General features: G+C 73.3%; 23 protein-coding genes. 9 read left to right on the top strand and 14 right to left on the bottom strand.

The genetic code is table 11. The features are described from left to right. Positions 1 to 136 precede the first annotated feature (136 nt). Positions 137 to 1,126, top strand: coding sequence for a 2,3,4,5-tetrahydropyridine-2,6-dicarboxylate N-succinyltransferase (gene dapD / locus OG823_RS23075; RefSeq protein ID WP_371481513.1), 990 nt, complete (start codon positions 137 to 139; stop codon positions 1,124 to 1,126). A 273-nt stretch (positions 1,127 to 1,399) separates the two neighbouring features. Here dapD and OG823_RS23070 read toward each other — a convergent pair whose 3' ends face one another. The 6 genes from OG823_RS23070 to OG823_RS23045 all read right to left on the bottom strand — a co-directional run bounded on the left by OG823_RS23070 (position 1,400) and on the right by OG823_RS23045 (position 7,877). Further along, entirely contained in the window at positions 1,400 to 2,476 is a 1,077-nt protein-coding gene (locus OG823_RS23070) for a DUF6099 family protein (RefSeq protein ID WP_371481512.1), read from the bottom strand. Positions 2,477 to 2,806: 330 nt separating this feature from the next. Then, complete coding sequence (locus OG823_RS23065; protein ID WP_371481511.1) at positions 2,807 to 3,169, bottom strand: nucleotide pyrophosphohydrolase; 363 nt, start codon at positions 3,167 to 3,169, stop codon at positions 2,807 to 2,809. 8 nt (positions 3,170 to 3,177) lie between these two features. Next, entirely contained in the window at positions 3,178 to 4,689 is a 1,512-nt protein-coding gene (locus tag OG823_RS23060) for an AAA family ATPase (RefSeq protein ID WP_371481510.1), read from the bottom strand. Positions 4,690 to 4,918: 229 nt separating this feature from the next. Beyond that, positions 4,919 to 5,746, bottom strand: coding sequence for a putative RNA methyltransferase (locus OG823_RS23055; RefSeq protein ID WP_371481509.1), 828 nt, complete (start codon positions 5,744 to 5,746; stop codon positions 4,919 to 4,921). A 317-nt stretch (positions 5,747 to 6,063) separates the two neighbouring features. Continuing rightward, a complete protein-coding gene (locus tag OG823_RS23050) occupies positions 6,064 to 6,918 on the bottom strand; it encodes a RimK family alpha-L-glutamate ligase (RefSeq protein ID WP_371481508.1) in 855 nt (284 codons plus the stop codon). Next, positions 6,915 to 7,877, bottom strand: coding sequence for a RimK family alpha-L-glutamate ligase (locus OG823_RS23045; protein ID WP_371481507.1), 963 nt, complete (start codon positions 7,875 to 7,877; stop codon positions 6,915 to 6,917). The genes OG823_RS23050 and OG823_RS23045 overlap by 4 nt, the downstream gene beginning before the upstream one ends. Before the next feature lie 245 nt (positions 7,878 to 8,122). On the opposite strand from OG823_RS23045, the gene OG823_RS23040 reads away from it, so the two are divergent. After that, a complete protein-coding gene (locus OG823_RS23040) occupies positions 8,123 to 8,989 on the top strand; it encodes a GNAT family N-acetyltransferase (protein WP_371481506.1) in 867 nt (288 codons plus the stop codon). Positions 8,990 to 9,163: 174 nt separating this feature from the next. Here the strand turns inward: OG823_RS23040 and OG823_RS23035 are convergent, their stop codons facing one another. Both OG823_RS23035 and OG823_RS23030 read right to left on the bottom strand, forming a co-directional pair. Next, positions 9,164 to 9,586 carry a fic family toxin-antitoxin system, toxin component gene (locus OG823_RS23035; protein WP_371481505.1) on the bottom strand — a complete coding sequence of 141 codons (423 nt, stop codon included), beginning with the start codon at positions 9,584 to 9,586 and terminating at the stop codon, positions 9,164 to 9,166. Next, the gene (locus tag OG823_RS23030; RefSeq protein ID WP_371481504.1) at positions 9,583 to 9,825 is read right to left on the bottom strand and encodes a toxin-antitoxin system HicB family antitoxin; all 243 of its coding nucleotides are present in this window, start codon (positions 9,823 to 9,825) and stop codon (positions 9,583 to 9,585) included. Before OG823_RS23030 ends, OG823_RS23035 begins: the two co-directional genes overlap by 4 nt. 540 nt (positions 9,826 to 10,365) lie before the next feature. Between OG823_RS23030 and OG823_RS23025 the strand changes: the two genes are divergently transcribed. From OG823_RS23025 to OG823_RS23005, 5 genes are all read left to right on the top strand, one after another. Beyond that, positions 10,366 to 10,560, top strand: a complete 195-nt coding sequence (locus tag OG823_RS23025; protein ID WP_371481503.1) for a hypothetical protein — start codon at positions 10,366 to 10,368, stop codon at positions 10,558 to 10,560. Positions 10,561 to 10,562: 2 nt separating this feature from the next. Then, positions 10,563 to 10,943: an ArsR/SmtB family transcription factor gene (locus OG823_RS23020; protein WP_371481502.1), complete on the top strand. Its 381-nt coding sequence runs from the start codon at positions 10,563 to 10,565 to the stop codon at positions 10,941 to 10,943. Continuing rightward, positions 10,940 to 11,068, top strand: coding sequence for a DUF6126 family protein (locus OG823_RS23015; protein ID WP_371481501.1), 129 nt, complete (start codon positions 10,940 to 10,942; stop codon positions 11,066 to 11,068). The genes OG823_RS23020 and OG823_RS23015 overlap by 4 nt, the downstream gene beginning before the upstream one ends. Before the next feature lie 407 nt (positions 11,069 to 11,475). Continuing rightward, the gene (locus OG823_RS23010) at positions 11,476 to 12,423 is read left to right on the top strand and encodes a hypothetical protein (RefSeq protein ID WP_371481500.1); all 948 of its coding nucleotides are present in this window, start codon (positions 11,476 to 11,478) and stop codon (positions 12,421 to 12,423) included. A 309-nt stretch (positions 12,424 to 12,732) separates the two neighbouring features. Further along, a complete protein-coding gene (locus OG823_RS23005; protein WP_371484621.1) occupies positions 12,733 to 12,990 on the top strand; it encodes a WD40 repeat domain-containing protein in 258 nt (85 codons plus the stop codon). Between the two features lie 80 nt (positions 12,991 to 13,070). On the opposite strand, the gene OG823_RS23000 is transcribed toward OG823_RS23005, so the two are convergent. Together OG823_RS23000 and OG823_RS22995 are read right to left on the bottom strand one after the other, a co-directional pair. Further along, positions 13,071 to 14,435, bottom strand: a complete 1,365-nt coding sequence (locus tag OG823_RS23000; RefSeq protein WP_371484620.1) for a class I SAM-dependent RNA methyltransferase — start codon at positions 14,433 to 14,435, stop codon at positions 13,071 to 13,073. Positions 14,436 to 14,800: 365 nt separating this feature from the next. Further along, positions 14,801 to 16,897: an APC family permease gene (locus OG823_RS22995; RefSeq protein WP_371484618.1), complete on the bottom strand. Its 2,097-nt coding sequence runs from the start codon at positions 16,895 to 16,897 to the stop codon at positions 14,801 to 14,803. A 236-nt stretch (positions 16,898 to 17,133) separates the two neighbouring features. Here OG823_RS22995 and OG823_RS22990 point away from each other — a divergent pair, with 236 nt between their 5' ends. After that, a complete protein-coding gene (locus OG823_RS22990; RefSeq protein ID WP_371481499.1) occupies positions 17,134 to 17,802 on the top strand; it encodes a TrkA family potassium uptake protein in 669 nt (222 codons plus the stop codon). Beyond that, positions 17,802 to 18,476 (top strand): TrkA family potassium uptake protein, encoded by a 675-nt coding sequence (locus tag OG823_RS22985; protein WP_371481498.1) that lies wholly within the window; start codon positions 17,802 to 17,804, stop codon positions 18,474 to 18,476. Before OG823_RS22990 ends, OG823_RS22985 begins: the two co-directional genes overlap by 1 nt. Before the next feature lie 86 nt (positions 18,477 to 18,562). Here the strand turns inward: OG823_RS22985 and OG823_RS22980 are convergent, their stop codons facing one another. The 4 genes from OG823_RS22980 to OG823_RS22965 all read right to left on the bottom strand — a co-directional run bounded on the left by OG823_RS22980 (position 18,563) and on the right by OG823_RS22965 (position 23,230). Further along, complete coding sequence (locus OG823_RS22980; protein WP_371481497.1) at positions 18,563 to 19,342, bottom strand: DUF3159 domain-containing protein; 780 nt, start codon at positions 19,340 to 19,342, stop codon at positions 18,563 to 18,565. After that, positions 19,339 to 19,746 (bottom strand): OB-fold nucleic acid binding domain-containing protein, encoded by a 408-nt coding sequence (locus tag OG823_RS22975; protein WP_371481496.1) that lies wholly within the window; start codon positions 19,744 to 19,746, stop codon positions 19,339 to 19,341. Before OG823_RS22975 ends, OG823_RS22980 begins: the two co-directional genes overlap by 4 nt. A 54-nt stretch (positions 19,747 to 19,800) precedes the next feature. Next, complete coding sequence (locus tag OG823_RS22970; protein WP_371481495.1) at positions 19,801 to 20,481, bottom strand: response regulator; 681 nt, start codon at positions 20,479 to 20,481, stop codon at positions 19,801 to 19,803. A gap of 130 nt (positions 20,482 to 20,611) precedes the next feature. Then, a complete protein-coding gene (locus tag OG823_RS22965; RefSeq protein ID WP_371481494.1) occupies positions 20,612 to 23,230 on the bottom strand; it encodes an ATP-binding protein in 2,619 nt (872 codons plus the stop codon). Positions 23,231 to 23,449: the final 219 nt, after the last annotated feature.

Raw genomic sequence — 23,449 nt, 5'->3', positions numbered from 1 at the left:
GGAGGACCGGAGGCACGACGGCCCGGACCACCGACCGCGCTCCCGCGTCAGCGGCGGCCCCTGTGACGGCCTGCGCAGATGTCCGGACGGTGAGCGTGTTCGGCGTGCGGCGGCGGAATTCGTTAACGTGCACGGTGTGACTGCTGAATCCACCTCCCTCGCAAACGGCGCCGTAGCCGCCGGTCTGGCGACCATCGCCGCCGACGGCACCATCCTCGACACCTGGTTCCCCGCACCCGAGCTCGCCGCCGAGCCCGGTCCGGCCGGCACCGTCCGCCTCACCGCCGAGCAGGCCGAGGCCGAGCTCGGCCCGGGTGCGACCGACGCGCTGCGCGGCGACGCCCGCCGGGGTGTCGAGGTGGTCGCGGTGCGCACCACCATCGCCTCGCTGGACGAGAAGCCGCTCGACGCGCACGACGCCTACCTCCGCCTGCACCTGCTGAGCCACCGTCTGGTCAGGCCGCACGGCCAGAGCCTGGAGGGCGTCTTCGGGCTGCTCACCAACGTGGCCTGGACCAGCATCGGCCCGGTGCCGGTGGACAACGTCGAGCAGGCCCGGCTCGCCGTCCGCGCCCAGGGCGGCCAGCTGGCCGTGTACGGGATCGACAAGTTCCCCCGGATGACCGACTACGTCGCCCCGTCCGGTGTCCGGATCGCTCACGCGGACCGGGTCCGGCTCGGCGCCCACCTGGCCGTCGGCACGACCGTGATGCACGAGGGCTTCGTCAACTTCAACGCGGGCACGCTGGGCACCTCGATGGTCGAGGGCCGGATCAGCGCGGGCGTCGTGGTCGGCGACCACAGCGACATCGGCGGCGGCGCCTCGATCATGGGCACCCTGTCGGGCGGCGGCAAGCAGACCGTCTCGGTCGGCGAGCGCTGCCTGCTGGGCGCCAACGCCGGTATCGGTATCTCGCTCGGCAACGACTGCGTGGTGGAGGCCGGTCTGTACGTCACCGCCGGCACCAGGGTCAGCCTGCCCGACGGCAAGATCGCCAAGGCCGTGGAGCTGTCCGGCCAGGACAACCTGCTGTTCCGTCGGAACTCGCAGACCGGTGCCGTCGAGGTGATCGCCCGTTCCGGCTCCTGGGGCGGTCTGAACGCGGAGCTGCACGCTCACAACTGACCTCCTGTACCGGCGGGGTCGTCCGCCGGATCCGCTGGGAAGTGACTGGTCGTACCGGGCCCTCGGCCCCGTCCTGATGGACGGGACCGAGGGCCCGTCGTCGTGCCGCCGCCGGGCACCGGGCCTTGGCGGAGCGGGTGGGCGAGCCGCAAACCGGGATCACCCGTGGGACTTACCGGCACCGGGTGATGGACCGGTTCGGGTGGTGCCCGGTGACCGGCCGCCGAGAGCAGTCGTTGGGACATCGGGGCTGCGGCACAGCCGTCCTCCGCATCACACCGCACTACCGAGCCGAAGAGGTCCCCTGATGTCAGCACCATGGTCCGAGCCACCGGCCACGCCGCACGGTCCCGGCGAGGCCGATCCCGCCACCGCGACGGCGCCGCTCACCCCGCGGGGCCTGCTGGCGCAGATGCAGGAGCTGCTCGCGTCCGTGAGCACGGACCTGGCCGGCATGGGCGCCGCCCTGCAGTCCTCGGCGGCCGCCGGTCCGCCCCGCTCCGAACCGACGGCCGAGCGGACGGCCGAACCGACGGCCGAAGCTACCGACGCCCCGTAGGCGCGATCGCGCTCGCCGCCGCTCGGCGGCGTGAGCGGGACGACGAGTACCGGCCTGCCCGGCACTGCCGCGCCCCGGGGTGCTGCGGGACGCGGTTCGGCGCAGAGGTCGGCGCAGGGCTCGGTGCAGGGCTCGGCACACGGCTCGGCACAGAGTCCGGCTCCGACGGGGCGGTCGTGAGCGGTCGGAGCGGTGGCCGCCGGGCCATCGGCTCCGTCCGCGCCGTCGGCCCGGCCGGCTGCGGCCCTCCTCCCGACGGCCGCCGGCCCGTCCACCGTCGAACCGGCCACCCCGGCCACTCCCGCCACCCCGACCGCCGTTGTCTCCGCGGTCTCCGGGTTACGGACGGCGCGGTGCAGCTCGGCGACCAGGTCCTTGCACTCCGCCCCGGCGTCGACGCCGTCGATGCACGTCCAGTAGAGGCTCTCCGCGTCGGCGCCGCAGGCCAGCACCACGAGCGTGTCGGTGGCATCGTGCAACAGCTTGCCCAGCTCCTCCAGCAGCGGGTCGAGTTCGCCGAGGTCGGTGAGCCGGGAGGCCCGACCGACGCCGCCCCAGTCCAGGGCGGCCGAGCTCTCGGGGGACGGCTCCAGACAGCTCGCCACCTGTGCCCCTGCCTCGCAGAGCAACTGGCCGAGGGCGGCCAGCTCCCCCTCCTCGCGATCCGCGAGCCGTCCACCGACCGCCTCCGTGAGCAGCCCGGCCTGCCAGGCCTCCAGCAGCACGTCCGGCACGTCCCTGGCCTCGGCCAGGGCGTGCCGGGCGGTCCTGATCAGTCGCAGCGCGTCCATGGGTGGCCGCTCCCCTCGCTCGCGTCGTACCGTCCGGAGCATCCGGACGTCGGGTCACGGCGAAAGCGTGCAGCGGCCGGCGGATCCGCGCAGCGACCGGCGGAAATCCTGTGGACAACCCCCGCTTGTGGATAACTCTGCGAGCGATGACCCGACCATCACACAAATAATCGACGGCGACTCACCTACGGACCGGACACCGATCACGGGCCGGTCGGACCCCCCGATGCCCAGTGCCCGATGCCCAGTGCCCGATGCCCGATACGCGCTGCCTGATACGCGCGCCTGATGCACCCGATGCCCCGGCGCCGATCTCCCGGCAACCGCCCGTCAGTCGGCGGCCTGCGGCGTGCCCGGGCCCTTCGGCACCGGGAACCTGAGCTCGTTCCGGTCGATCTTGGCCGCCAGGGCCGCCAGCGGGTCGACGCCGACCGCCGAGCAGAACTGCAGCAGATAGGCCAGCACGTCGGCCGCCTCGTCCCGTACGCGATGGGCGCTGTCCGGATCGGACATGACGTCCGCGGCCTCCTCGGGCGTCAGCCACTGGAAGATCTCCAGCAGTTCCCCGGCCTCCACGCTCAGCGCGGCGGCCAGGTTCTTCGGCGTGTGGAAGGGCTGCCAGTCACGCGCCGCGGCGAAGCGCGTAAGGCGCTGCTGCAGGCGCTCCAGCGAGTGGTCGTCGGGCTCTGCCATGGGTTCGGTCACCAGCCAAGGTCTACCGTAACGGCGGCCGAGGCCGCATCCGCCCCGACCTCCGCTCCTGGCCCGGTTCCTGACCCGGTTCCTGCCCCCGCATCCCCACCCGCAGCACGAGCGGCCCCCGGCCCGAACCCCGCACCAGCACCAGCACCAGCACCAGCACCAGCACCCCGCGCGTACTGCGTCGGCACCCGGGGCGCCTCCGGCCGCAGCACGCTGTGCCCGGACGCCGGATCACGCCGACACTCGACCAGCTCCACCCCGGGCGCCTCCCCCGGCTCGCCGAGCGCCACCCGGGCCGCAGCCGGCTCCTGGAGCGAGGCCAGCAGCCGCAGGTTCCTGCGGTCGCACATGTCCCGGGCCAGCCGGAGCAGTGAGGCGGTCTGCTCGGTGCCGAGACCGGCGCCGATGTCCTCCGCGAGCACGGTCAGCTGCCGGTGTGCCCAGGGCACCTCGCCGGCCGGGTCGACGTCCAGCACGCCGGCACCGGTGAGCAGGACGGCGGCGAAGGCGAGATGGCGCAGCATGCCGTCCGAGGCCTGGTCGGCGCCGCTGCGGCCGAGCACGCCCTCGTCGAAGACGGCGAGCAGCCGTTCGTCCGCCTCCGGGCCACGCCGGGCGACGTCCAGCCGGAGCAGCGGGTGCGGTGCGGCGGACTGCACGGCCTTGAGCAGATGGCCGTACCGGCGGCTGCACTCGCCCTTGAGCCGGGCCAGCACCGCCGAGATGTTCGCCGCCGAGGGGAGCAGCCGGGCCTGCGGGTCCGCCCTGGTCCAGTCCCGCATCAGGGCCGGCACGGGATGGAGCGGGAAGACCTCGCGCAGGGCTGTGAGCAGTTGTTCGCTCGCGTCCAGCACCTTGCGCTCGCCCGTCGAGGAGCCCGCCACCCGCAGCGGGATCTGGGTGGTGATCAGGCTGGTGCTGGGGAAGGGCGCGCGGATGTCCCCCTGCCGGGTGTCGTTGTGCCAGGTGACGTTGATCTTCCGGTTGGCCACGTCCTGCTCGCCGGTCTCGACCAGGGTCCGGCCGTCGAGCGTCAGCCACTCCCGGGCCACCCGGACCGGACCGTCCGTACGGACCACGAGTTCGAGCCGGATCGGCCCGGCGGCGGAGCGCACCGTGCAGCCGAGGATGATCGCGTTGCGGCCGTGCGGTACACAGCCGAGCAGCCCGCCCCGGACGGGCACCGCGAGCGGGCCGGCCATCCCGGGGATGCCGTCCAGGGAGCCGGCGATCTCCTCGCCGAGGGCCAGCCGGGAGAGCACGGCCAGCGCGTCCAGGGCGTTCGACTTGCCGACACCGGACGGGCCGTGGAGCACGGTCAGCGGGGAGAGTCCGAGCGTGGTGCGCCGGTAGGACTTGAAGGAGGTGAGCCGTAGTTCCTCGACGGTGGGTCGGTTCGCGATCCCGTCGCCGGCCGCGACGAAGGGGGCGAAGGACGGGACGGGGCTCCGATCGAGGAGCGCCGGCTGGACGGGACGGACGGCACCGGGCTGGACGGCTTCGCGGTTCACCCGGGGGACCCTAGCTTCCGGCCTCCGCGCAGAAACGTGCCTGCTCAGCAGATTCATCCCAACGGGTCGGCCCTGTCGCCCACACCCCGGCCACACCTCCGCCGCCCGCTCCGGGGCGCTGCCCGACTCCTCCCCGGCCCGGGGGACAGCCCCGAGGACGGCCCCGGTAACGGCCCCGGTAACGGGCCCCGAGCTGAGCAACGGGATCGGCCCGGCACCGGCCCCGGGATCAGCTGTAGGCGGCCACCGTCACCGAGGCGGTCACCTCAACCGGATCCGCCAGCCCGGCGAGGGCGGCGTCGAGCCGCGCCGGGTTGGTGTGCCAGGCGCTCGGCCCCATCGCCACGACCGTCCGCACGTCGGCGGCGGAGAGGCGCATCCGGAACTCCACCTCCTGCCGCACACCGGGCGTCAGATGGGGGCCGAGCTTCTCCTCGATCCGGCGCTGCTTGTCCTCGTCGACCGAGAGCAGACCCAGCGCCCCCACCAGTTCTCGCAGGTGACGGGGGGTCGGCGAGACCAGGAGCAGGGTCCCCCCGGGGCGCAGCACGCGGCGGATCTCGGATCCGTTGCGGGGCGCGAAGACATTGAGCATCAACCCGGCCGAGGCGTCCCGCAGTGGGAGCGGCCGCCAGGCGTCGCAGACCACGGCGCCGATCCGGGGATGGGCGCGGGCGGCTCGCCGCAGCGCGAACTTGGAGATGTCGAGGGCGGCGCCGGGGCGGGCGGGCAGCGCGTCCAGGACGTGGGCGAGGTAGTAGCCGGTGCCCGCGCCGAGATCGGCGACCAGGCCGTCGGGCCGCACCGCCGCAGCCGCAGCGGCGAGCGCCTCGGCGATCGGCCGGTAGTGCCCCGCTGCCAGGAAGTCGGACCGGGCCGCCACCATGTCGGCCGTGTCGCCGGTGCCGGTGTGGGCGTCACCGGCCAGCAGGCTGACGTACCCCTGCTTGGCGAGGTCGAAGCTGTGCCCGTCCGGACAGCGCAGCGTGCCCCCGCCGAGCGCCAGTTCCCGTCCGCAGTGCGGGCAGGCCAGGTAGCTCTCGATGTCCTGCAACAACGTCCGTCTTCTCTCGCCCGTGCGGCCGACAGGTGAGGATCCGGCCTGCCGTGGGCCCCAGCCTAACGAGTCCCGGCGCCCGCCCGCGCGGGCCGGACAGCGGTCGGCGCAGGCCGGACGGCCGGTCGCACGGGCCGGACGGGCCGGACGGCGCAGGCCCCGGCAGGCCCCGGCGGGCCCCCAAGACCCCGCAGGCCCCGCAGGCCCCGGCGGCCCCACAGGCCGACCGCAGGAGACCGCACGAGACGGCAGACCCCCGGACCGGACCGGACCGGACGACAGGACGACAGGACGACAGGACGGCCAGCCGCCGCGCGTCAGGCCACGGACCGCTCGGGTCGGGCCGCGGCCTGCGGCGGCACCCGACCGCCGCCGGCGGCCCGGAGCGCCAGTGCCGCCAGCGCCTCGGGGGCACCCGCCTGGCCCCGGATGCCGGGAAAGGCGTTGATGTCGACGATCAGCGGTTCACCCGGTCCGTCCAGCAGGTCCACGCCGTACACGTCGAGGCCGAAGACCTCGCCGACCCGGCGGGCCAGGTCGATCCGGTCGGCGGGCAGATCGCCGGGGGTGAGCGGCTGGGCGGGCCCGCGCTCGGCGACGGCCAGCTCGGAGCGGCGGCGGGCGGCGAAGACCCGGCCGGCGATGACCCAGAGCTTCTGGTCCCACCCACTGTTGGCCGCGAACGGCTGGACCACCACCGGTTCGTCCGGCCGGCCGGACGCGAGGGCCGCCAGCTGCCCGGCGTCGTCGGCGCGGGCGACCAGGTCGTGCCGGCGACTGTGCCGGCTCTTGACCACCAGCGGGAAGTCGGCGGCCGTGAGTCCGCCCGGGCCGGTCAGCTCCGCGATCGACCCGGCGGTACGGGTCGCGGCGAAGGACAGTCCCGCGTCGAGTGCGGTCCGCGCCATGGCCGTCCGGTCCTGGAGAAGCGCGGTGGCCGCCGCCGAGTTGATCACCGGGGCGCCGAGCGCCTCCAGGTGCCGGGCCAGTGCCAGCGCCCGGGGCGTACGCGACTTCAGCAGGTAGACGTCGGCGAGCGCGTCCGGTCCCAGTGCGTGCGGGTCGGCCGTGGCGGGATCGAGCGACTCGACCAGGTGCCGGGGTGTCAGCAGTGCGCTGGTGGCCGCCAGCAGCGGGTGGCCCGGCTCCGGCGTGAGCAGGCAGATCCTCACGCGCCACCGGCCGCCGTCGAGAGCGACCCGGCCGGGGCCGACGAGAGCGACCCCGGGGTCTGGGCCATCACCTCGACCTCCGCGTGGGCGCGCGCCTGCGACTGGGCCGGCAGGTGCGGCGCGGGCAGTCGGGACGGCATCTCGGGCCGCTCCCCGCCCGCGAGTTGGAGTACGGCGCGGGCCACGCGGGCGACCGCGTCCGGCACCTTGCGGAAGCTCGGGAAGTCGTTGATGTCGACGACCACCGGCCCGTCCGGCCCGAGCAGGATGTCCACGCCGTAGAGGTCGAGCCCGAAGACCGTCCCGATGTCGGCCGCTATCCTCGCGACCTCGCCGCCGAGCGCCACCTGGCGCTCGCGGACCGGCCGTCCGGGGTGCAGGGGCGAGCACCGCTCCGTCGCGTACAGCTCACCGCCGACCGCGTACACCTTGAGGTCGGTCCCCGAGTTGGGCACGTACGGCTGCGCGATCAGCAGGCCCTCGCCCGCCATCTCGGGGCCGAGTTCGGCCAGGTGGCCCGGCGTCGGGACGAGCCGTACCGCCCGCCCGGAGCTGCCGTCCGCCGGCTTCACCACGAGCGGGAACTCGGACTCGGGTATCTCCGCCAGCCGCTCCCACCGGGCCGCCGCGTACGTCACCGGGACTGGCAGGCCGGCGTTACGGGCGATGACCGAGGCGAGCGCCTTGTCCCGGACCCCCCGAATCGAGCGGGCGTCGTTGACCGTGGAGAGGCCGACGGCGGCGGCGGCCTCCAGCAGAGTCAGGCCGGGGCCGCCGGAGACCGTCTTGAGCACCCAGGCGTCGTGGCTTCCGGCCCGGACCGCCTCGGAGACCGCCATGAGCGAGTTCCCGGGGCGCAGTACGTCCACCCGGTGACCCCAGGCGGTGAGTTGCCGGACGACGTCCAGCGGCATGCCGTCGTGGCGGTAGTGCTCCTCCACCAGGAAGCAAAGTCTCATCGCTGTATCCCCGATTTCCCCACCCGGACGTCCGCCGATCGGTCCGGCGGAGTTGGTGACGCCCCAGGATGCCACGTGCCGTCAACGCAAGATCGCCCGGACTGTAAGCATTCGGCAACGATAGGCCCGAAATGCCCGGCCTGGAACGGCGGTCCGCCCGTTCGACGCGTCGAGGCCGGGTGCATCCGCACGTACCCGCGCAAAGCGGTGGCACCGCCGGGAGCGGCACTGCTTTGATGCTCGGCGTGACTTCACTCGATCCCGACCCCCACCACGGCAGCCACAAGCAGGCCCTGCTGGACGAACTGGAACGGTTCTACGACGCGGTGCCGCGCAAGGGCGCCCGTACCGAGGACTTCGGCCCGCTCACCCTCTTCGTGCGCGAAGGGCAGGGATGGCCCTACTACGCCCGGCCGACTCCGGGGTGGGCGGGCGCCGCAGCCACCGCGGCCGACGTGCTGCGGGTGCTGACCCGGCAGCGCGAACTCGGGCTCCCGGAGAGCTTCGAGTGGGTGGCCGAGGTCACCCCGCAGCTCCGGGCGGCGGTGGAGGGCGCCGGGCTGGTGGTGCACGAGCACCCGCTCCTGGTCCTCACCGAGACGCCGACGGCCGACGCGGCGCCGGCGCCGAAGCACGTCGCCGTCCGCGTCCTCGACCTCGGTGACCCGGCCCTGGCCGGCGCGCTCGCGGTCGCGAACCTGGCCTTCGACGACCCGGGCACCGAGGTCGGCGAGGCCGGTCTCGCCGAGCTGGCCCAGGCGGTGCGGCTCTGCGTCGCCGACGGGGCGGTGGAGCGGGCGGAGCAGCGGATCGCGGCGGGCGTGAGCGCCGTCGCGGCGGCGGTGGCGGACGGCGCCGCGCTGAGCGCGGGCCAGTACCAGGCAGCCGGTGCGGTCTGCGAACTGGTGGGCATCGGCACCCTGCCGTCGGCCCGCCGCAACGGCCTCGGCCTCGCCGTCACGGCGGCGCTGGTCGAACACGCCCGGGCGCGCGGGGTACGAACGGTGTTCCTGTCGGCCTCCGACGAGAACGTCGCGCGGATCTACCGGCGGGCCGGCTTCCGCGACACGGCGACGGCGCTCATCGCCGAGCCCGCACCGGTCGCGCCGTAAGGCGATCGCGCCGTAGCGACGATCGCGCGGTAACGACGATCGCGCGGTCGTCCCGGCACCGGCGATCGCCCGTCGGCGCGGCTCGAAGGGCCGGTGCCGGCTCGACTGGTCGACGGGGAACAGGTGGTGGCCACCGACCGCCCGGGCGCCGGATGGGGCCCGGGCGGCGGCGGCTCACTCCGAATCCTCGTCGTCCTCCCCACTGACCTCTTCCTCCTCGGCCTCGTCCACGACCCAGGCGGCGAGCCGCTCGGACACTCCGGCGACCCCGATCTTTCCCTCCCGGATCGTGCGGGCGAGGCTGCGCACCTCACGGGCGGTGGTCGCGACGGTGCAGCCGCTGGCCACCAGGTAGGCGTAGGCGGCGGCGGTGGCGAACAGCTCGTTCGTACGCTCCAGGGCCGGCACCCTGATCAGCTGGTGCATCAGGGCCGCGGCGCGGTCCTGGGGCTCCGGATAGACGGCGATGTCGAAGATCTCGGCCTGGTGTCGGGAGACCGCGGCGAGCAACGATCCGTAGTCGGTGACCTGGGGGTCACCGGGGGTGTACTGCTCCGCGGTCATGAGCAGCCACGAGAGGTCGATCTCCAGGTTCAACGGCGCACGTCCTGGAGATCGGCCGGGGTCCGCTCCCCGAACTCGGCCAGGAACGCCGTCTCGTACTCCTTCATGAACTGCGCGGCGGAGTCGACGAACAGGCGCCCGGCCTCACCGATGTCCTGTTGGACGAGCCTCTCGATGTACTGGTTCATGCTGATCCCCTGCTGCTCCGCCCGCTCCCGGGCCATCTCCGCGGTGGTGGCGTCCACCCGGACGTTCAGCTGCTTCTTACCCATGAATTCAAGCTAGCGCCGATCTGCTAGCACAACAAGGGCGCGCGTCCGGCGCCGCGTGCGCTCCCCCGCCACCTGCGCCGCAGCCTCCCTCGAACCCGGCGACTGCGCCGCTTCCTCCGTCATGCCCCCCTTCCGGGCGGGCCACGCCGGGGGGCGACCGGAATCCGTCCCGGATCGGGCCCGCAGGGCTGAAGCAGCCGGTCGACCCCACGGGGAGCCACCCCCGCCGGGGCGCTCCCGGAGGTCGGCCGGGGCCGTCGTGGGCCGCCACGGAAGCACCCCGAGGTGAAAAGGGGCGCGGCGAGGGGGGAGCGGCGCGCGATCGGTAGCGGGGAGCGGCGGCGCGATCCGTAGCGGGGAGCGGCGCGCGATCGGCGGCGGGGAGCGGGCAGTGCGCGGACACGCCTGCCGCCCGAGCTCCCACGCGGGGCCACCACGACCCCAGGAGTCACCCGCAGCACGACTTGAAGAATTCTTCACATTCATAGAACCTGTTGAGCACCGGCGCCGAATCTCGTCAGCCGGTGGTGGAGGTCGGCGATGACGGCGATGTTCGACCAGGAGTTGCGCGAGCAGCTCGACCAGGCGCGCACCGAGCTGGCCGCGGCCCGGGCCGCGGGAGACGCCGCCGGGGTCCAGGCCTACCAGGGCCGGGTGGCCGCGCTGCTGCGGCTCGCCGCCCAGCACGGCATCACCCTGCCGCACACCCGTGAAGAGGAACTGGGAGAGAGCTGACGATGCCGGTCCCGCTGTACCAGGCGAAGGCGGAGTTCTTCCGCACCCTGGGCCACCCGGCCCGGATACGGGTGCTCGAACTCCTGCAGGACGGGCCGCGCCCGGTCCGCGAACTGCTCGCCGAGATCGACATCGAGCCCTCCAGCCTCTCCCAGCAACTGGCCGTTCTGCGCCGTACGCAGCTGGTCACGGCCACCCGCGAGGGCAACACCGTGGTCTACGCCCTCAGCACCCCGGACGTCGCGGAGCTGCTGCGGGCGGCGCGCAGCATCCTGACCGACATGATCACCGACCAGGGCCGACTGCTGGACCAGCTCCGCACCGACTCCGACGCCGTGATCGACCCGTCGGGATCCGCCACGAACACGACGCTTCTCGCATGAGCGACGCCACCGCCGACGAGAAGAGCAGGCGCAAGCAGATGATGACCCGCGCGGTGATCTACATCGCCGCGACGCACCTCTGGGCCGGCTTCATGATCCTGATCTTCACCCTCGGCAAGCACTGACCGCGAGCGCCCGGGAGGGCTCGGCGCGGTCGCGACCACAACGCCCGTCGGGCAGTCGCACCGGTGGAGCACCCGTCGGCACCGCCGACAGCGCCGACAGCGTCCTGATGTCGGGGGCGCCCTGTCCGGGCGACGGTCGCACCGGTGCCCGGCCGACCGGGCACCGGTGGGCCACGCGGCAAACCACCCGAAAGGACTTGGGAGAGAGAACCACCGACCCTCCTCCCCCGCTTCTCCCAACACGTCACCCACAAGGGTGACTTGCTTGCGGCGACCGGGCGCGGACGGTTAGGTTCCCCCCGACAGTCACCGAACCGGACCGAACGGCTCCGGACAGCAGGACGGCCCCCGCCGGGACGGCAATCCCGAACGAGGGCCTGACCAAGCAGGAAGAAGCAGACTTCCCCATGGCTGAGCCGCAGTCTAGTACGCACCCATGCGCCCGTACCGGGGCGCCGACCTCCGGCGTGCAGCACATCCGCACCCGCCTCACCGCCAACTTCACCGTGATCGCCAACGCCCTCGCCCAGCGGCGCGGCAGCGCCGTCACGGTCGGCGTCGCGACGTACGTCCTCTCGCTGCCGGACGGCGCCCCCGTGAGCATCGCCGCGCTCTGCGCGCACTTCACCGAGGGCGAGATCCTGATCTCCCGGGCCCTGCGCGAGCTGGAGACCGCCGGCTATCTGGAACGCCGCCGCGAACGGACGTCCGGCGGCCTGATCCGAACCCGGACGTACGCGTACGACGCCCCCCGCCAGGGCCGGTCGGCCCCGGGGTCGGCGCCCGCAGCCCGCGCACCACGCGCCCGCACACCCGCCTCGGCACCTGCACCTGCACCGGCGCCTGCGCCGGTGCAGGTGCAGGTGCAGGCGACCCGGGACATCCCCGACGTGCGACCGTCGGATCCCGCCCGCAGCTCCGGTCCGGCCACCCGGCCGACGCCCGCGCCCGGGGTATTCGCCGAACCCGGCCCTCCCGCCGCCGTCCTCGTCCTGGCCTCGCTGCGCCGTCACGACCCCCGGCTGATCCTCTCCGCACGGGAAGTCGCCGAACTCGCCCCGCACGTGGCCGAGTGGCTCGCGCGGGGCGTCGGCACCGGGGAGCTCATCGGCCACCTCACCGCCGGGCTGCCGGAGCGGTTCCGCGCCCGCCCGGCCCGCGTCCTGGCCTTCCGCCTCGCCGAACCGCCGCTCCCCGTACCGGCGTTGCCGCCCGGCAGGGCGGTGCTGCCCTGGCAGACCTGCGACGGTGGCTGCGAACGCGCCTTCCGCGCCGCCGCACCGGGCCGGTGCCGCGACTGCCCGACGGCCGCACCGGCCGGCGCGCTTAGCGATCGGCTGGACACGGCGTGCTGAGGGCGCGGCGGGCGCGACCCCGACACCGTGCCGCAGACGTGCCGGGGCACCGACGGGAGCCGACGCCGCGCGACGTACGACGTGCGATCACCCCACCGGGTGCGACCCGGCGCCGCTCACCGCGCCCTGATCCCGGCGGCCGCGGCAGCGTGCCAAGCCTCCATGGGCGACAGGCAGTCGCCGCACACCCGCACCGGGCCCTGAACGCCCGCGCGGGCCAACACCCCGACGTCGGTCACCTCCTGAAGCCGGACACAACCGGAGCACCGTCCAGGTTCCACCACGACGTGGCTCCCGGGTGCCTCGGCCCTGCGACGTACCGTCACCGGCCACACCGGCACCGTCCACGCCGTCGCGATCTCGCCCGACGGCCAGTGGCTCGCCACTGCCGGGAACGACGGGACCGCCCGGATCTGGGACCGCACCGACTCCCGGACGATCGCCCTGCTCCGGCTCGACGGCCCGCTCCACGCCTGTGCCTGGACCCCTGACGGCCGGGGCATCACCGTCGGCGGCGCCCACGGGCTCGGGCTGTACGCGTTCCGCCCGGGCGCCCCCGGCTGGTAGCCACAGCGTCCGCAACGCCGACGGGCGGCGGGCGAGTACCTCCGCCCACCGCCCGTCCGTCGTACAGGTCGTCCAGCCCGTTACGCGACCGGCTCGCCGATCGGCTCCAGGATGGCCACGCACTCGAAGTGGTGGGTCATCGGGAACAGGTCGAAGGCCCGCAGCGAGACCGGCCGGTAGCCGCCCTCACGGAAGAAGGCCAGGTCGCGGGAGAGCGCGGCCGGGTCGCAGGCGACGTACGCGATGCGGCGCGCCTCCAGGCCGACCAGGTGGGCGACCGTCTCGCGGCCGGCGCCGGCCCGGGGCGGGTCCAGGACGACCAGGTCGGTGCTGGTGATGCCGGTGCGCGGGAGCAGGCTCTCGACCTTGTCGCACTCGATCCGGACGTTCTCCAGCGCGGCCAGGTTGTGCCGGGCGTCGACGACGGCCTGCTTGGAGGACTCGATGCCGAGCACCGCGCCCTCCTCGCCGACCCGCTCGGCGAGCGCGCCCGCGAAGAGGCCCACGCCGCAGTAGAGGTCGAGGGCGTTCTCGCCGTACTGCGGGTCGAGGCCCGCCAGGACGGCGCCCACCAGGGTGTCCGGGGCCTCGGGGTGGATCTGCCAGAATCCGCCGTTGCTGACCCGCCAGGTGCGGCCGGCCGCCACCTCACGGACGAAGGTGCGACCGTGCACGCGGTGGAAGCCCTCGTGCTCGTCGATCCGGGAGATCGAGACCGGCTTGTCCAGCTCGACGATCGGCAGCTGTGCGCCGGGGCGCGGGACGAGCACGACCTGCCGGTCGGAGGACCCGGTGGCGGCGATCGCGTCCACGGAGGCGACGCCCGGCCAGTCCCGCGCCTCGATGCCGAGCTCGCTCACGCCGGGTGCGGCGATCAGGCAGCGGTCGATCGGCTGGATGTCGTGCGAGCGGTGCTTGCGCAGGCCGACCCGGTCGGTCTCGGGGTCGACCGTGTACTGGACGCGGCTGCGCCACTGCGGAACCGTGCCCGCCGGGAGCTTGCCGCCGACCGGCTCGACGCTGCCGTCCCAGCCGGCCTCGACCGGGGTGAGGCCGGCCAGCTTGGCGAGCTGCTCGGTGAGCACCTGGACCTTGAGCTTGCGCTGGCCGCCGGGGGTGACGTGCTGCCAGTCGCAGCCGCCGCACTTGCCGGGGCCGGAGAACGGGCAGGGCGGGGTGATCCGGTCCTTGGCGGGCTCCAGGATCTCCACCGCGTCGGCACGCAGGAAGCGGGACTTCGTGGTCCCCTCGGTGACCTGGGCGATCACCTTCTCCCCCGGCAGCGCGTGCCGGACGAACAGCACCCGGCCCTCGTACCGGGCCACGCAGTGGCCGCCGCCGTGCGCGACCGCGCCGACCTCGACCTCGTAGCGCTCGCCGACCAGCGGGTCGCCGCCCGGGCCCCGGGGGGCCGGCTCGGCCTTGGGCGCCCGGGGCGTGCGCAGCAGCTTGGGCGCCTTGACCGTCTGCTTGCGCGGCCCGGCCGGCTTGCCGTCGCGCGACTGCTCACCCTTCGGCCGGCCCGCTCCGGCCTTGCCGGCACCGCTCTTGGCAGCACCGCTCTTGGCGGCACCGGTGCGGCCGGCACCGCTCTTGCCGGCACCGCTCCCTGCGGAGGCCGGGCGGGGCTCGTCCGTCCGGGGAGCCTCACCCGGCGCCAGCGGCGCGGTCTGGGCCGTGAAGCCGTCGCGGTCGGTGGCGGCAGGGCGCTCGATCCTGGCGGACCAGCGCGGCCGGGCCACCTGACCGGGCTTGGCACCCTTACGGGCCTGGCCCGACTTGCCGTTGGAGCGGGGCGGGGTGTTGCGGGTCACTTGGTGGTGTCCTTGCTGGCGCCAGCGGGGCCGTCGGAGGAGCCGGAGGGACCGGCCGGGGTGCCGGCCGAAGTACCGGAGACATTCGACTTTACGGCCTCCTGCCGCCGGGGCTCGCCGCGTCGCACCGCGCCGGGCGCCGACCAGGCCCGCTGCGGCTTGCGCCGCTCGGAGGACTCCAGCTGCCACGGCACCGAGGTGACCATCACGCCGGGCTTGAAGAGCAGGCGTCCCTTGAGCCGGAGCGCGCTCTGGTTGTGCAGCAGGTGCTCGTACCAGTGGCCCACGACGTACTCGGGGATGTAGACCGAGACGACGTCGCGCGGGCTGCTGCGGCGCAGGTTCTTGACGTAGTCGAGGACCGGGCCGGTGATCTCGCGGAACGGCGAGTCCAGCACCTTGAGCGGGACCTCGATGCCGCGCTCGTCCCACTCCCGGCGCAGCGAGGCGGTGTCCGCCGGGTCGACGTTGACGGAGACGGCCTCCAGGGTGTGCGCGCGGGCCAGCCGGGCGTACGCCAGGGCGCGCAGGGCGGGCTTGTGCAGCTTGGAGACCAGCACGATGGCGTGCACCCGGGTCGGCAGCACGACGTCGTCGGGCTCCTCGGCGGCGACCAGCTCGCGCGAGACCCGGTCGTAGTGCCGGCGGATGGCCTTCATCATCACGAACAGCACCACCATCGTGGCGATGGCGATCCAGGCGTGGCTGATCTTGGTCACCAGGACGACGATCAGCACGGCCGCGGTCATCACCAGGCCGAAGGTGTTGATCGCCCGGCTGCGCTGCATGTGCGCGCGCTTCGCCGAGTCGGTCTCGGTGCGCAGCAGGCGCGTCCAGTGCCGGATCATGCCCGACTGGCTCATGTTGAAGGAGACGAAGACGCCGACGATGTACAGCTGGATCAGCCTGGTCGGGTCCGCGTCGAACGCGACGATGAAGAGGATCGCGGCGAGCGCCAGCAGGATGATGCCGTTGGAGAAGGCCAGGCGATCGCCGCGGGTGTGCAGCTGGCGCGGCAGGTAGCGGTCCTGGGCGAGGATCGAGCCGAGCACCGGGAAGCCGTTGAAGGCGGTGTTGGCGGCCAGCACCAGGATCAGGCCGGTGACACCGGCGATGAAGTAGAAGCCCGGTGTGAAGTTGGAGAAGACGGCCTCGCTGATCTGGGCCAGCGCGGTCTTCTGGTGGTAGCCCGCAGGGGCGCCGATCAGCTGCTCGGCCGGGTTCTCCGCCATCTTGGTGTTGGTGAGGTGGGCCAGGTAGATGATGCCCATGAACATCACGACGGCGATGGACGCCATCATCAGCAGCGTGGTCGCCGCGTTCTTGCTCTTGGGCTTGCGGAAGGCCGGCACGCCGTTGCTGATCGCCTCGACGCCGGTCAGCGCCGCACAGCCCGAGGAGAACGCCTTGAGCAGGAGGAACACCAGCGCGAACCCGGTCAGCGATTCGTTGCCCGGGGTCGGCTGGATGTGGAACCCGGCGCTCTCGGCCGGCATGTCGGTGTTGAAGAAGAAGTGACGGATCAGCCCGTAGCCGACCATGCCCATCACGCCGACCATGAAGGCGTACGTCGGGATGGCGAAGGCGGTGCCGGACTCCCGGACGCCGCGCAGGTTGATGCCCATCAGGACGATCACCAGGATCACCGACAGCCCGAGCTCGTGACCGCGCAGCGCGGGCACGGCCGAGACCACGTTCGCCACCCCGGAGGTGGTCGACACGGCGACGGTGAGGATGTAGTCGACGAGCAGGGCGCTCGCGACCACCAGCCCCGAGTTGGGGCCGTGGTTGACGGTGGCGACCTCGTAGTCGCCGCCACCGCTCGGGTAGGCGTGGACGTTCTGACGGTACGAGGCGACCACCGCGAGCATCACGATGGCGACGACGACGCCGATCTGCCACGAGAAGTGAATCGCCGAGGCACCTGCCAGGGACAGGGTGAGCAGGATCTCCTCGGGCGCGTACGCCACCGAGGACAGCGCGTCCGAGGCGAACACGGGCAGCGCGATGCGCTTGGGGAGGAGCGTCTCCCCGAGCTTGTCGCTCCGCAGGGCACGCCCGATCAGGATGCGTTTCGGAAGGTCAGTCGGCATAGGCACGGTAAGGAATCGTAGGGGGTACTCACACCGCAGTCCGACTCATGTCCCCCCTTCGTCGGGACTCTGTTCGGGAGACCGGCTAGCGTGTCGGATGACGGGCCCCGCCGACGACACTCCAGTTGTCATGCGTAGGCCGACCACGACGGTCACCCCCCGAACGGGGTGCGGAAGGACGATGAACGGTGTTTGCGCAGGTCAAGACCCCAACGGACCGGGTGAGGTAGCGCTCAGTGCACATCGTCATCATGGGCTGCGGCCGCGTGGGCTCCGCCCTCGCAAGAGCACTTGAGAAACAGGGCCACTCGGTGGCCGTGGTGGACCAGGACCCGACGGCGTTCCGTCGTCTGGGCGCCGGGTTCAACGGCCGTCGGGTGACCGGGGTCGGCTTCGACCAGGACACCCTGCGGGAAGCCGGCATCGAGGAGGCCGGCGCCTTCGCGGCGGTCAGCAGCGGCGACAACTCGAACATCATCGCCGCCCGGGTCGCCCGCGAGAACTTCGGCGTGGAGAACGTCGCGGCCCGGATCTACGACCCCCGCCGGGCCGAGGTCTACCAGCGCCTGGGCATCCCCACCGTGGCGACCGTCCGGTGGACGGCCGACCAGATGTTGCGCCGGCTGCTGCCGAGCGGCGCCGAGCCGCTCTGGCAGGACCCGACCGGCAGCCTGCAGCTGGCCGAGGTGGCGTACGCGCCGTCCTGGGTCGGGCACCGGCTGAGCGCCCTGGAGGAGGCCTCTGGGGCACGCGTGGCGTTTGTCACACGACTCGGCGAGGGCGTGCTCCCGACGTCGCAGATGGTGGTCCAGGAGGGCGACCTGGTGAACGTGACGCTGCGCCGTGCGGACCTGGCCGCGGTCGAGGCCGCGTTCGCCCAGGGCCCGAAGGAGGATGGTCACTGATGCGGGTCGCAATTGCCGGAGCCGGCGCCGTCGGCCGCTCGATCGCGGGCGAGCTGCTGGAGAACGGCCACGAGGTCCTGCTGATCGACAAGAACCCGAACTCCATCTCGGTGGAGCGGGTGCCGATGGCCGAGTGGCTGCTGGCCGACGCCTGCGAGATCACCTCGCTGGACGAGGCCGCGCTGCAGCGCTGCCACGTGGTGATCGCCGCCACCGGTGACGACAAGGTCAACATGGTCGTCTCCCTGCTGGCGAAGACCGAGTACGGCGTGCCCCGGGTGGTCGCCCGGGTCAACAACCCGAAGAACGAGTGGCTCTTCAACGAGTCCTGGGGCGTGGACGTCGCCGTCTCGACGCCGCGCCTGATGTCCGCGCTGGTCGAGGAGGCCGTCAGCGTCGGCGACCTGGTCCGGCTGATGCGCTTCAGCCAGGGCAACGCCAACCTGGTCGAGCTGACCCTCGCCGCGGACACCGAACTGGTCGGCACCCGGGTCGGCGACGTCGCGTGGCCGCCCGACACCGCGCTGGTGACGATCATCCGCGAGGGCCGGGTCCTGGTCCCCGGCGGCGACGACACCCTGGAGGGCGGCGACGAGCTGCTCTTCGTGGCCGCGCAGGAGCGCGAGGAGGAGCTGGAGAGCCTGCTGCTGGCGGGCGGCGCCGGCGCCGCGTAGCGCGCGGGACGCACGAGGAGGGGCCGTACCCGCTCGGGTACGGCCCCTCCTCGTCGCCGTGACGGTCCTACCGTCCGCCGCGGCTGCTACTCGTCCTCGTCGACGACCGCCTTGATGGGCGGCGGCGCCTTCAGCAGGATCTGCCAGGTGATGTACATCGCCAGCAGCATCGGGGGGATGCCGAGCGCGACCTTCAGCCAACCGAGCAGGTTCACGTTGCCGGTGAAGTACAGCGGGAAGAGGATCAGCGGCTTGACGCCCATCACCGCCACCCAGGCCCAGGTGGCCTTGGTGTACGCGGCCAGCCGGCCGGGGTTCTGGTGGCGCCAGGTGAACATCTCGCCGGTGACCGGGCCGAGCATCACGCCGATCAGCGGCCAGCGGACCATCGCCGAGACGGCCAGGCCCACGCAGTAGCCGACGTTCCAGAGCAGGCCGGGGAGGTAGAAGTTCTCCGCCTTGCCGGTCTTCATCGAGATCCAGGCGCCGATCGCGACCCCGAACACGCCGCTGAAGGCGTGCTGGATCGTCTCCCGCTTGGCGAGCCGGACGACCACGAACAGGGCGCTCAGGGCGAGGGCGGCCCAGGCCGAGGTGGCGACCTGGTGGGTGATGTTGTACGTGACGATGAAGACCAGGCCGGGCAGCGTCATGTCGATCATGCCGCGGACGCCGCCGAAGGCCTGCATGACGGTGTCGGCGGCCTCCCGGGAGGCCGCTTCCCTGGCGGCCGCCTCACGGGCCGCGGCCTCCTCGGCGCTCTCGGGCCGCAGGGCTTGCTCGACCGACTGCTCCAGGTGGGGGTCCGGCTTGGCCAGGCCGAGCTGGGCGGCGGGGTCGCCGCCGGGCAGGTTGCTCACGCTCATTCGCTCCCGTGTCCTACCGGACGCAGCTCGTAGCGGGGGTTGAACAGCACGCGGCGCCCGCGTGCGTGGCTGATCCGGCCGCTGGCGACGAGCCGACGGCCGGGTTCTATACCCGCGATCGACCGCCGGCCGAGCCAGACCACGTCGAGGGCCTCGGTGCCGTCGAAGAGTTCCGCCTCCAGCGCCGGCACGCCGGCCCGGGGGCGGAGCGTCACGGTGCGCAGGGTGCCGGCCACGGTGACCAGTTCACGGTCCCCGCACCTGGCGATCGGAGTGCAGCCCGACTCAGCCGCGATCTCCTGCCGCAGTTCCTCGGCCTGAAGCTCCTCGGTGGAGGAGGTCAACCGGCTGAGCATCCGGCGGAAGCGACCCTGCGGCTGGTCGCTGCTGTTGTCACCACTCATGCCCGAAGGGTACCGGTTGGAAGCCCCCGGACGGCAGGGCCGCAGGTCATCCCCTCACGCCTCGAAGCGGTAGCCCATGCCGGGTTCGGTGATGAAGTGGCGCGGGTGGGAGGGATCGGCCTCCAGTTTGCGACGCAGCTGGGCGAGATAGACCCGCAGGTAGTTGGTCTCGGTGCGGTAGGCCGGGCCCCAGACCTCCTGCAGCAGCTGGGTCTGGCTGACCAGCCGGCCGGCGTTGCGCACCAGCACCTCCAGCAGGTGCCACTCGGTCGGGGTGAGGCGGATGTCGGTGCCGTCCCGGTTGACCTTCTTGGCGGCGAGGTCGACGGTGAACCCCTCGGTGACGACCGTCGAGTCGCCCTCCTCGCTCACCGGCTCGGCCCGGCGCACGGCGGCACGCATCCGGGCGAGCAGCTCGTCCATGCCGAACGGCTTGGTGACGTAGTCGTCCGCGCCGGCGTCCAGCGCCTCGACCTTCTCGTCGGAGGCGTGCCGGGCGGACAGCACGATGATCGGGACCCTGGTCCAGCCGCGCAGTCCCCTGATCACCTCGACGCCGTCCATGTCCGGCAGCCCGAGATCGAGCACCACCACGTCCGGGTGCCGCGCGGCGGCCAGCTCCAGGGCGCTCGCGCCGTCGTGGGCCGCGTCGACCTCGTACTTGCGGGCCTTGAGGTTGATCACCAGTGCGCGGACGATCTGCGGTTCGTCGTCCACGACGAGGACCCGGGTCATACGGGCTCCGCCTTTCGGGGTGGAAGTCATGCGCGCGGGCTCCGGTTCGCCCGTGCGGTGCTGCGTCGGTGCGTCAGTGCGGCGGGTACTGCGGCGGTGCGCGCGGCGGGTGCTGCGGCCGGTGCGGTCGTCACGGGCGGGAGGCCGGCAGCGGGCCGCCCCGCGGGCCGAGCGCCTCGCTCCGGGCCGCCTCGGCGTCGGTGGCAGGGGGATCCACCGCCGGAAGGTCCACCGCGGGGAGTGTGACGACCATGGTGAGGCCACCGCCCGGGGTGTCCTCCGCCGTGACGGCGCCGCCCATCGCCTCGACGAAGCCCCGCGCGACGGCGAGCCCGAGACCGACACCCGCGCCGCGCGGTGCGTCCCCGTAGCGCTGGAACGGCGCGAAGATCCGCTCCTTCGCCTCCTCGGGAACGCCCGGCCCGCGGTCGACGATCCGCAGTTCGACCCGCCCGGGGGCGCCGGCCGGGTGCAGCGCATCAGCCTTGACCAGCACCTTCACTCCTTCCGGGCTGTACTTGACGGCGTTCTCGATCAGGTTGGCCAGCGAGCGCTCCAGCAGACCGGCGTCCGCGTGGACCATCGGCAGCGACTCGGGGACGTCCAGCCGCACGGAGGCCGCCGCCACCCCGCCGAGGGCGAACGGCACCACCTCGTCCAGGTCGGTCTCCTGGATCAGCGGCGTGACCGTGCCGGTCTGCAGGCGGCTCATGTCGAGCAGGTTGTTGATCAGATGGTCGAGCCGGTCGGCGCCGTCCTCGATACCGGCCAGCAGCTCCGCCTCGTCCGCCTCGTCCCACTCGACGTCCTCCGAGCGCAGTGAGCTGACGGCGGCCTTGATCCCGGCCAGCGGCGTGCGCAGGTCGTGCGAGACGGCCGCGAGCAGCGCGGTACGGATCCGGTTGCCCTCGGCCTCCCGGCGGGCGGCGGCTGCCTCACCGGCGAGACGCCGGCGCTCCAGCACGACGGCGGCCTGGGCCGCGAACGCGCCGAGCAGCCGGCGGTCCTGGGCCGGCAGCACCCGTCCGGCGAGGACCAGGGCCAGGTTGTCACCGACCGGTACGTCCACGTCGGCCAGCTCCGGCCGGGCGGGCGGGTTGGGGCCGCTGCCCGCCGTACAGCGCCAGGGCGCGTGCTCGTCGGCCCGCTCCAGCAGGGCCACCGAATCCTGCTGGAAGGTCTCGCGGACCTGGTCCAGCAGTGCGGTGAGCACGCCCTCGCCGCTGGGCGCCCCCCGCAGCACGGTGCCCGCGAGGGCGCTGAGCGTCCGGGCCTCGGCCTGGCTGCGGGCCGCCTGATGCGTGCGCCGCGCGGCCAGGTCGACCACCGAGGCGACGGCGATCGCGACGGCCGTGAAGATGCCCACCGCCAGGACGTTCTGCGGCGCCGAGATGGTGAAGGTGTGCAGCGGCGGCGTGAAGTAGTAGTTCAGCACCGAGGAGCCGAGCAAGGCGGAGGCGATGGCCGGGTAGAGCCCGCCCACCAGGGCCGCGCAGACCGTCACGCTGAGGAACAGCAGCATGTCGGTCGAGGCGCCGAGCCCGTGCGACCGGGTGAGCAGCAGCGCGAGCAGCGGCTGCCCGGCCAGGCCGATCACCCAGCCCGCCACCGTCCGGGGGCGCCCGAGGTCGGTGACCCGGCGGATCGGCAGCTGCCCGCGCCCCTTGGCGGCGTGCTCGTGGGTGACGATGTGGACGTCGATGTCGCCGGAGTCCCGGGTGACGGTGGCGCCCACACCGGGCCCGTAGATGTACTGCCAGGCCTTGCGGCGGCTGGTGCCGAGCACCACCTGGGTGGCGTTGACACCCCGGGCGAAGTCCAGCAGCGCCGCCGGGGCGTCGTCGCCGAGGACGGTGTGGAAACTCCCGCCGAGGCTCTCCACCAGGGCCCGCTGCTCGATCAGGGCCTGTGGGGAGCCCGAGCCGGTCAGGCCGTCCGCGCGGGTGATGTGCACGGCCAGCAGCTCACCGCCGGAGCCGCGCGCGGCGATCCGGGCCGCGCGGCGGATCAGCGTCGCGCCCTCCGGGCCGCCGGTCAGACCCACCACGATCCGCTCGCGGGCCTGCCAGGTGCCCTCTATCCCCTGCTCGGCACGGTAGGCCTGCAGGTACTCGTCGACCCGGTCGGCCGTCCAGAGCAGCGCCAGCTCGCGCAGCGCGGTGAGGTTGCCCGGTCGGAAGTAGTTGGAGAGCGCGGCGTCGATCTTCTCCGGCGCGTACACGTTGCCGTGCGCGAGGCGGCGGCGCAGCGCCTGCGGCGACATGTCGACCAGCTCGATCTGGTCGGCGCGGCGGACCACGTCGTCGGGCAGGGTCTCCCGCTGGCGGACCCCGGTGATGCCCTCGACCACGTCGCCGAGTGACTCCAGGTGCTGGATGTTCACGGTCGAGATCACGTCGATCCCGGCCGCCAGCAGGTCCTCGACGTCCTGCCAGCGCTTGGCGTTGCGACAGCCCGGCACGTTGGTGTGGGCGAGCTCGTCGACCAGCACCACGTCGGGGCGGCGGGCCAGGACGGCGTCCAGGTCCAGCTCGGTGAAGACGGTGTCCCGGTGGGCCTGCTCGCGGCGCGGCACCACCTCCAGGCCGTCGACCAGATCCAGGGTGTGCCGGCGGCCGTGGTGCTCCACGAAGCCGACCACCACGTCGGTGCCGCGCTCCGCCCGCCGGTGTGCCTCCGCGAGCATGGCGTAGGTCTTGCCGACCCCGGGGGCCGCCCCGAGGTAGATCCGCAGCCTGCCGCGTCCCATGTGCACCATTCTTGTTCCGGTAGGGGCGCCGGCGTAGGAGGAGAGCCTCCGGACACCTGTCCGCCCCCGTCGAGACTACGGCGTGCCGATCGCGTTCCCGCTGATCCGGACGCCGGGAGGACAGTCTTAGCGCGATATTGACGGTGCCCCGCGCCCCCGGCGGCCGGAGCGGCGACCCGGGCCCTTTCATGCCCTCGCCACGCCCGCGCAACACGCCGC

The organism is Kitasatospora sp. NBC_00315 (assembly GCF_041435095.1).
GTDB lineage: Bacteria > Actinomycetota > Actinomycetes > Streptomycetales > Streptomycetaceae > Kitasatospora.
Note: the sequence above shows the minus strand (reverse complement) of the source record. Positions and strands in the feature narration are given on the sequence as shown.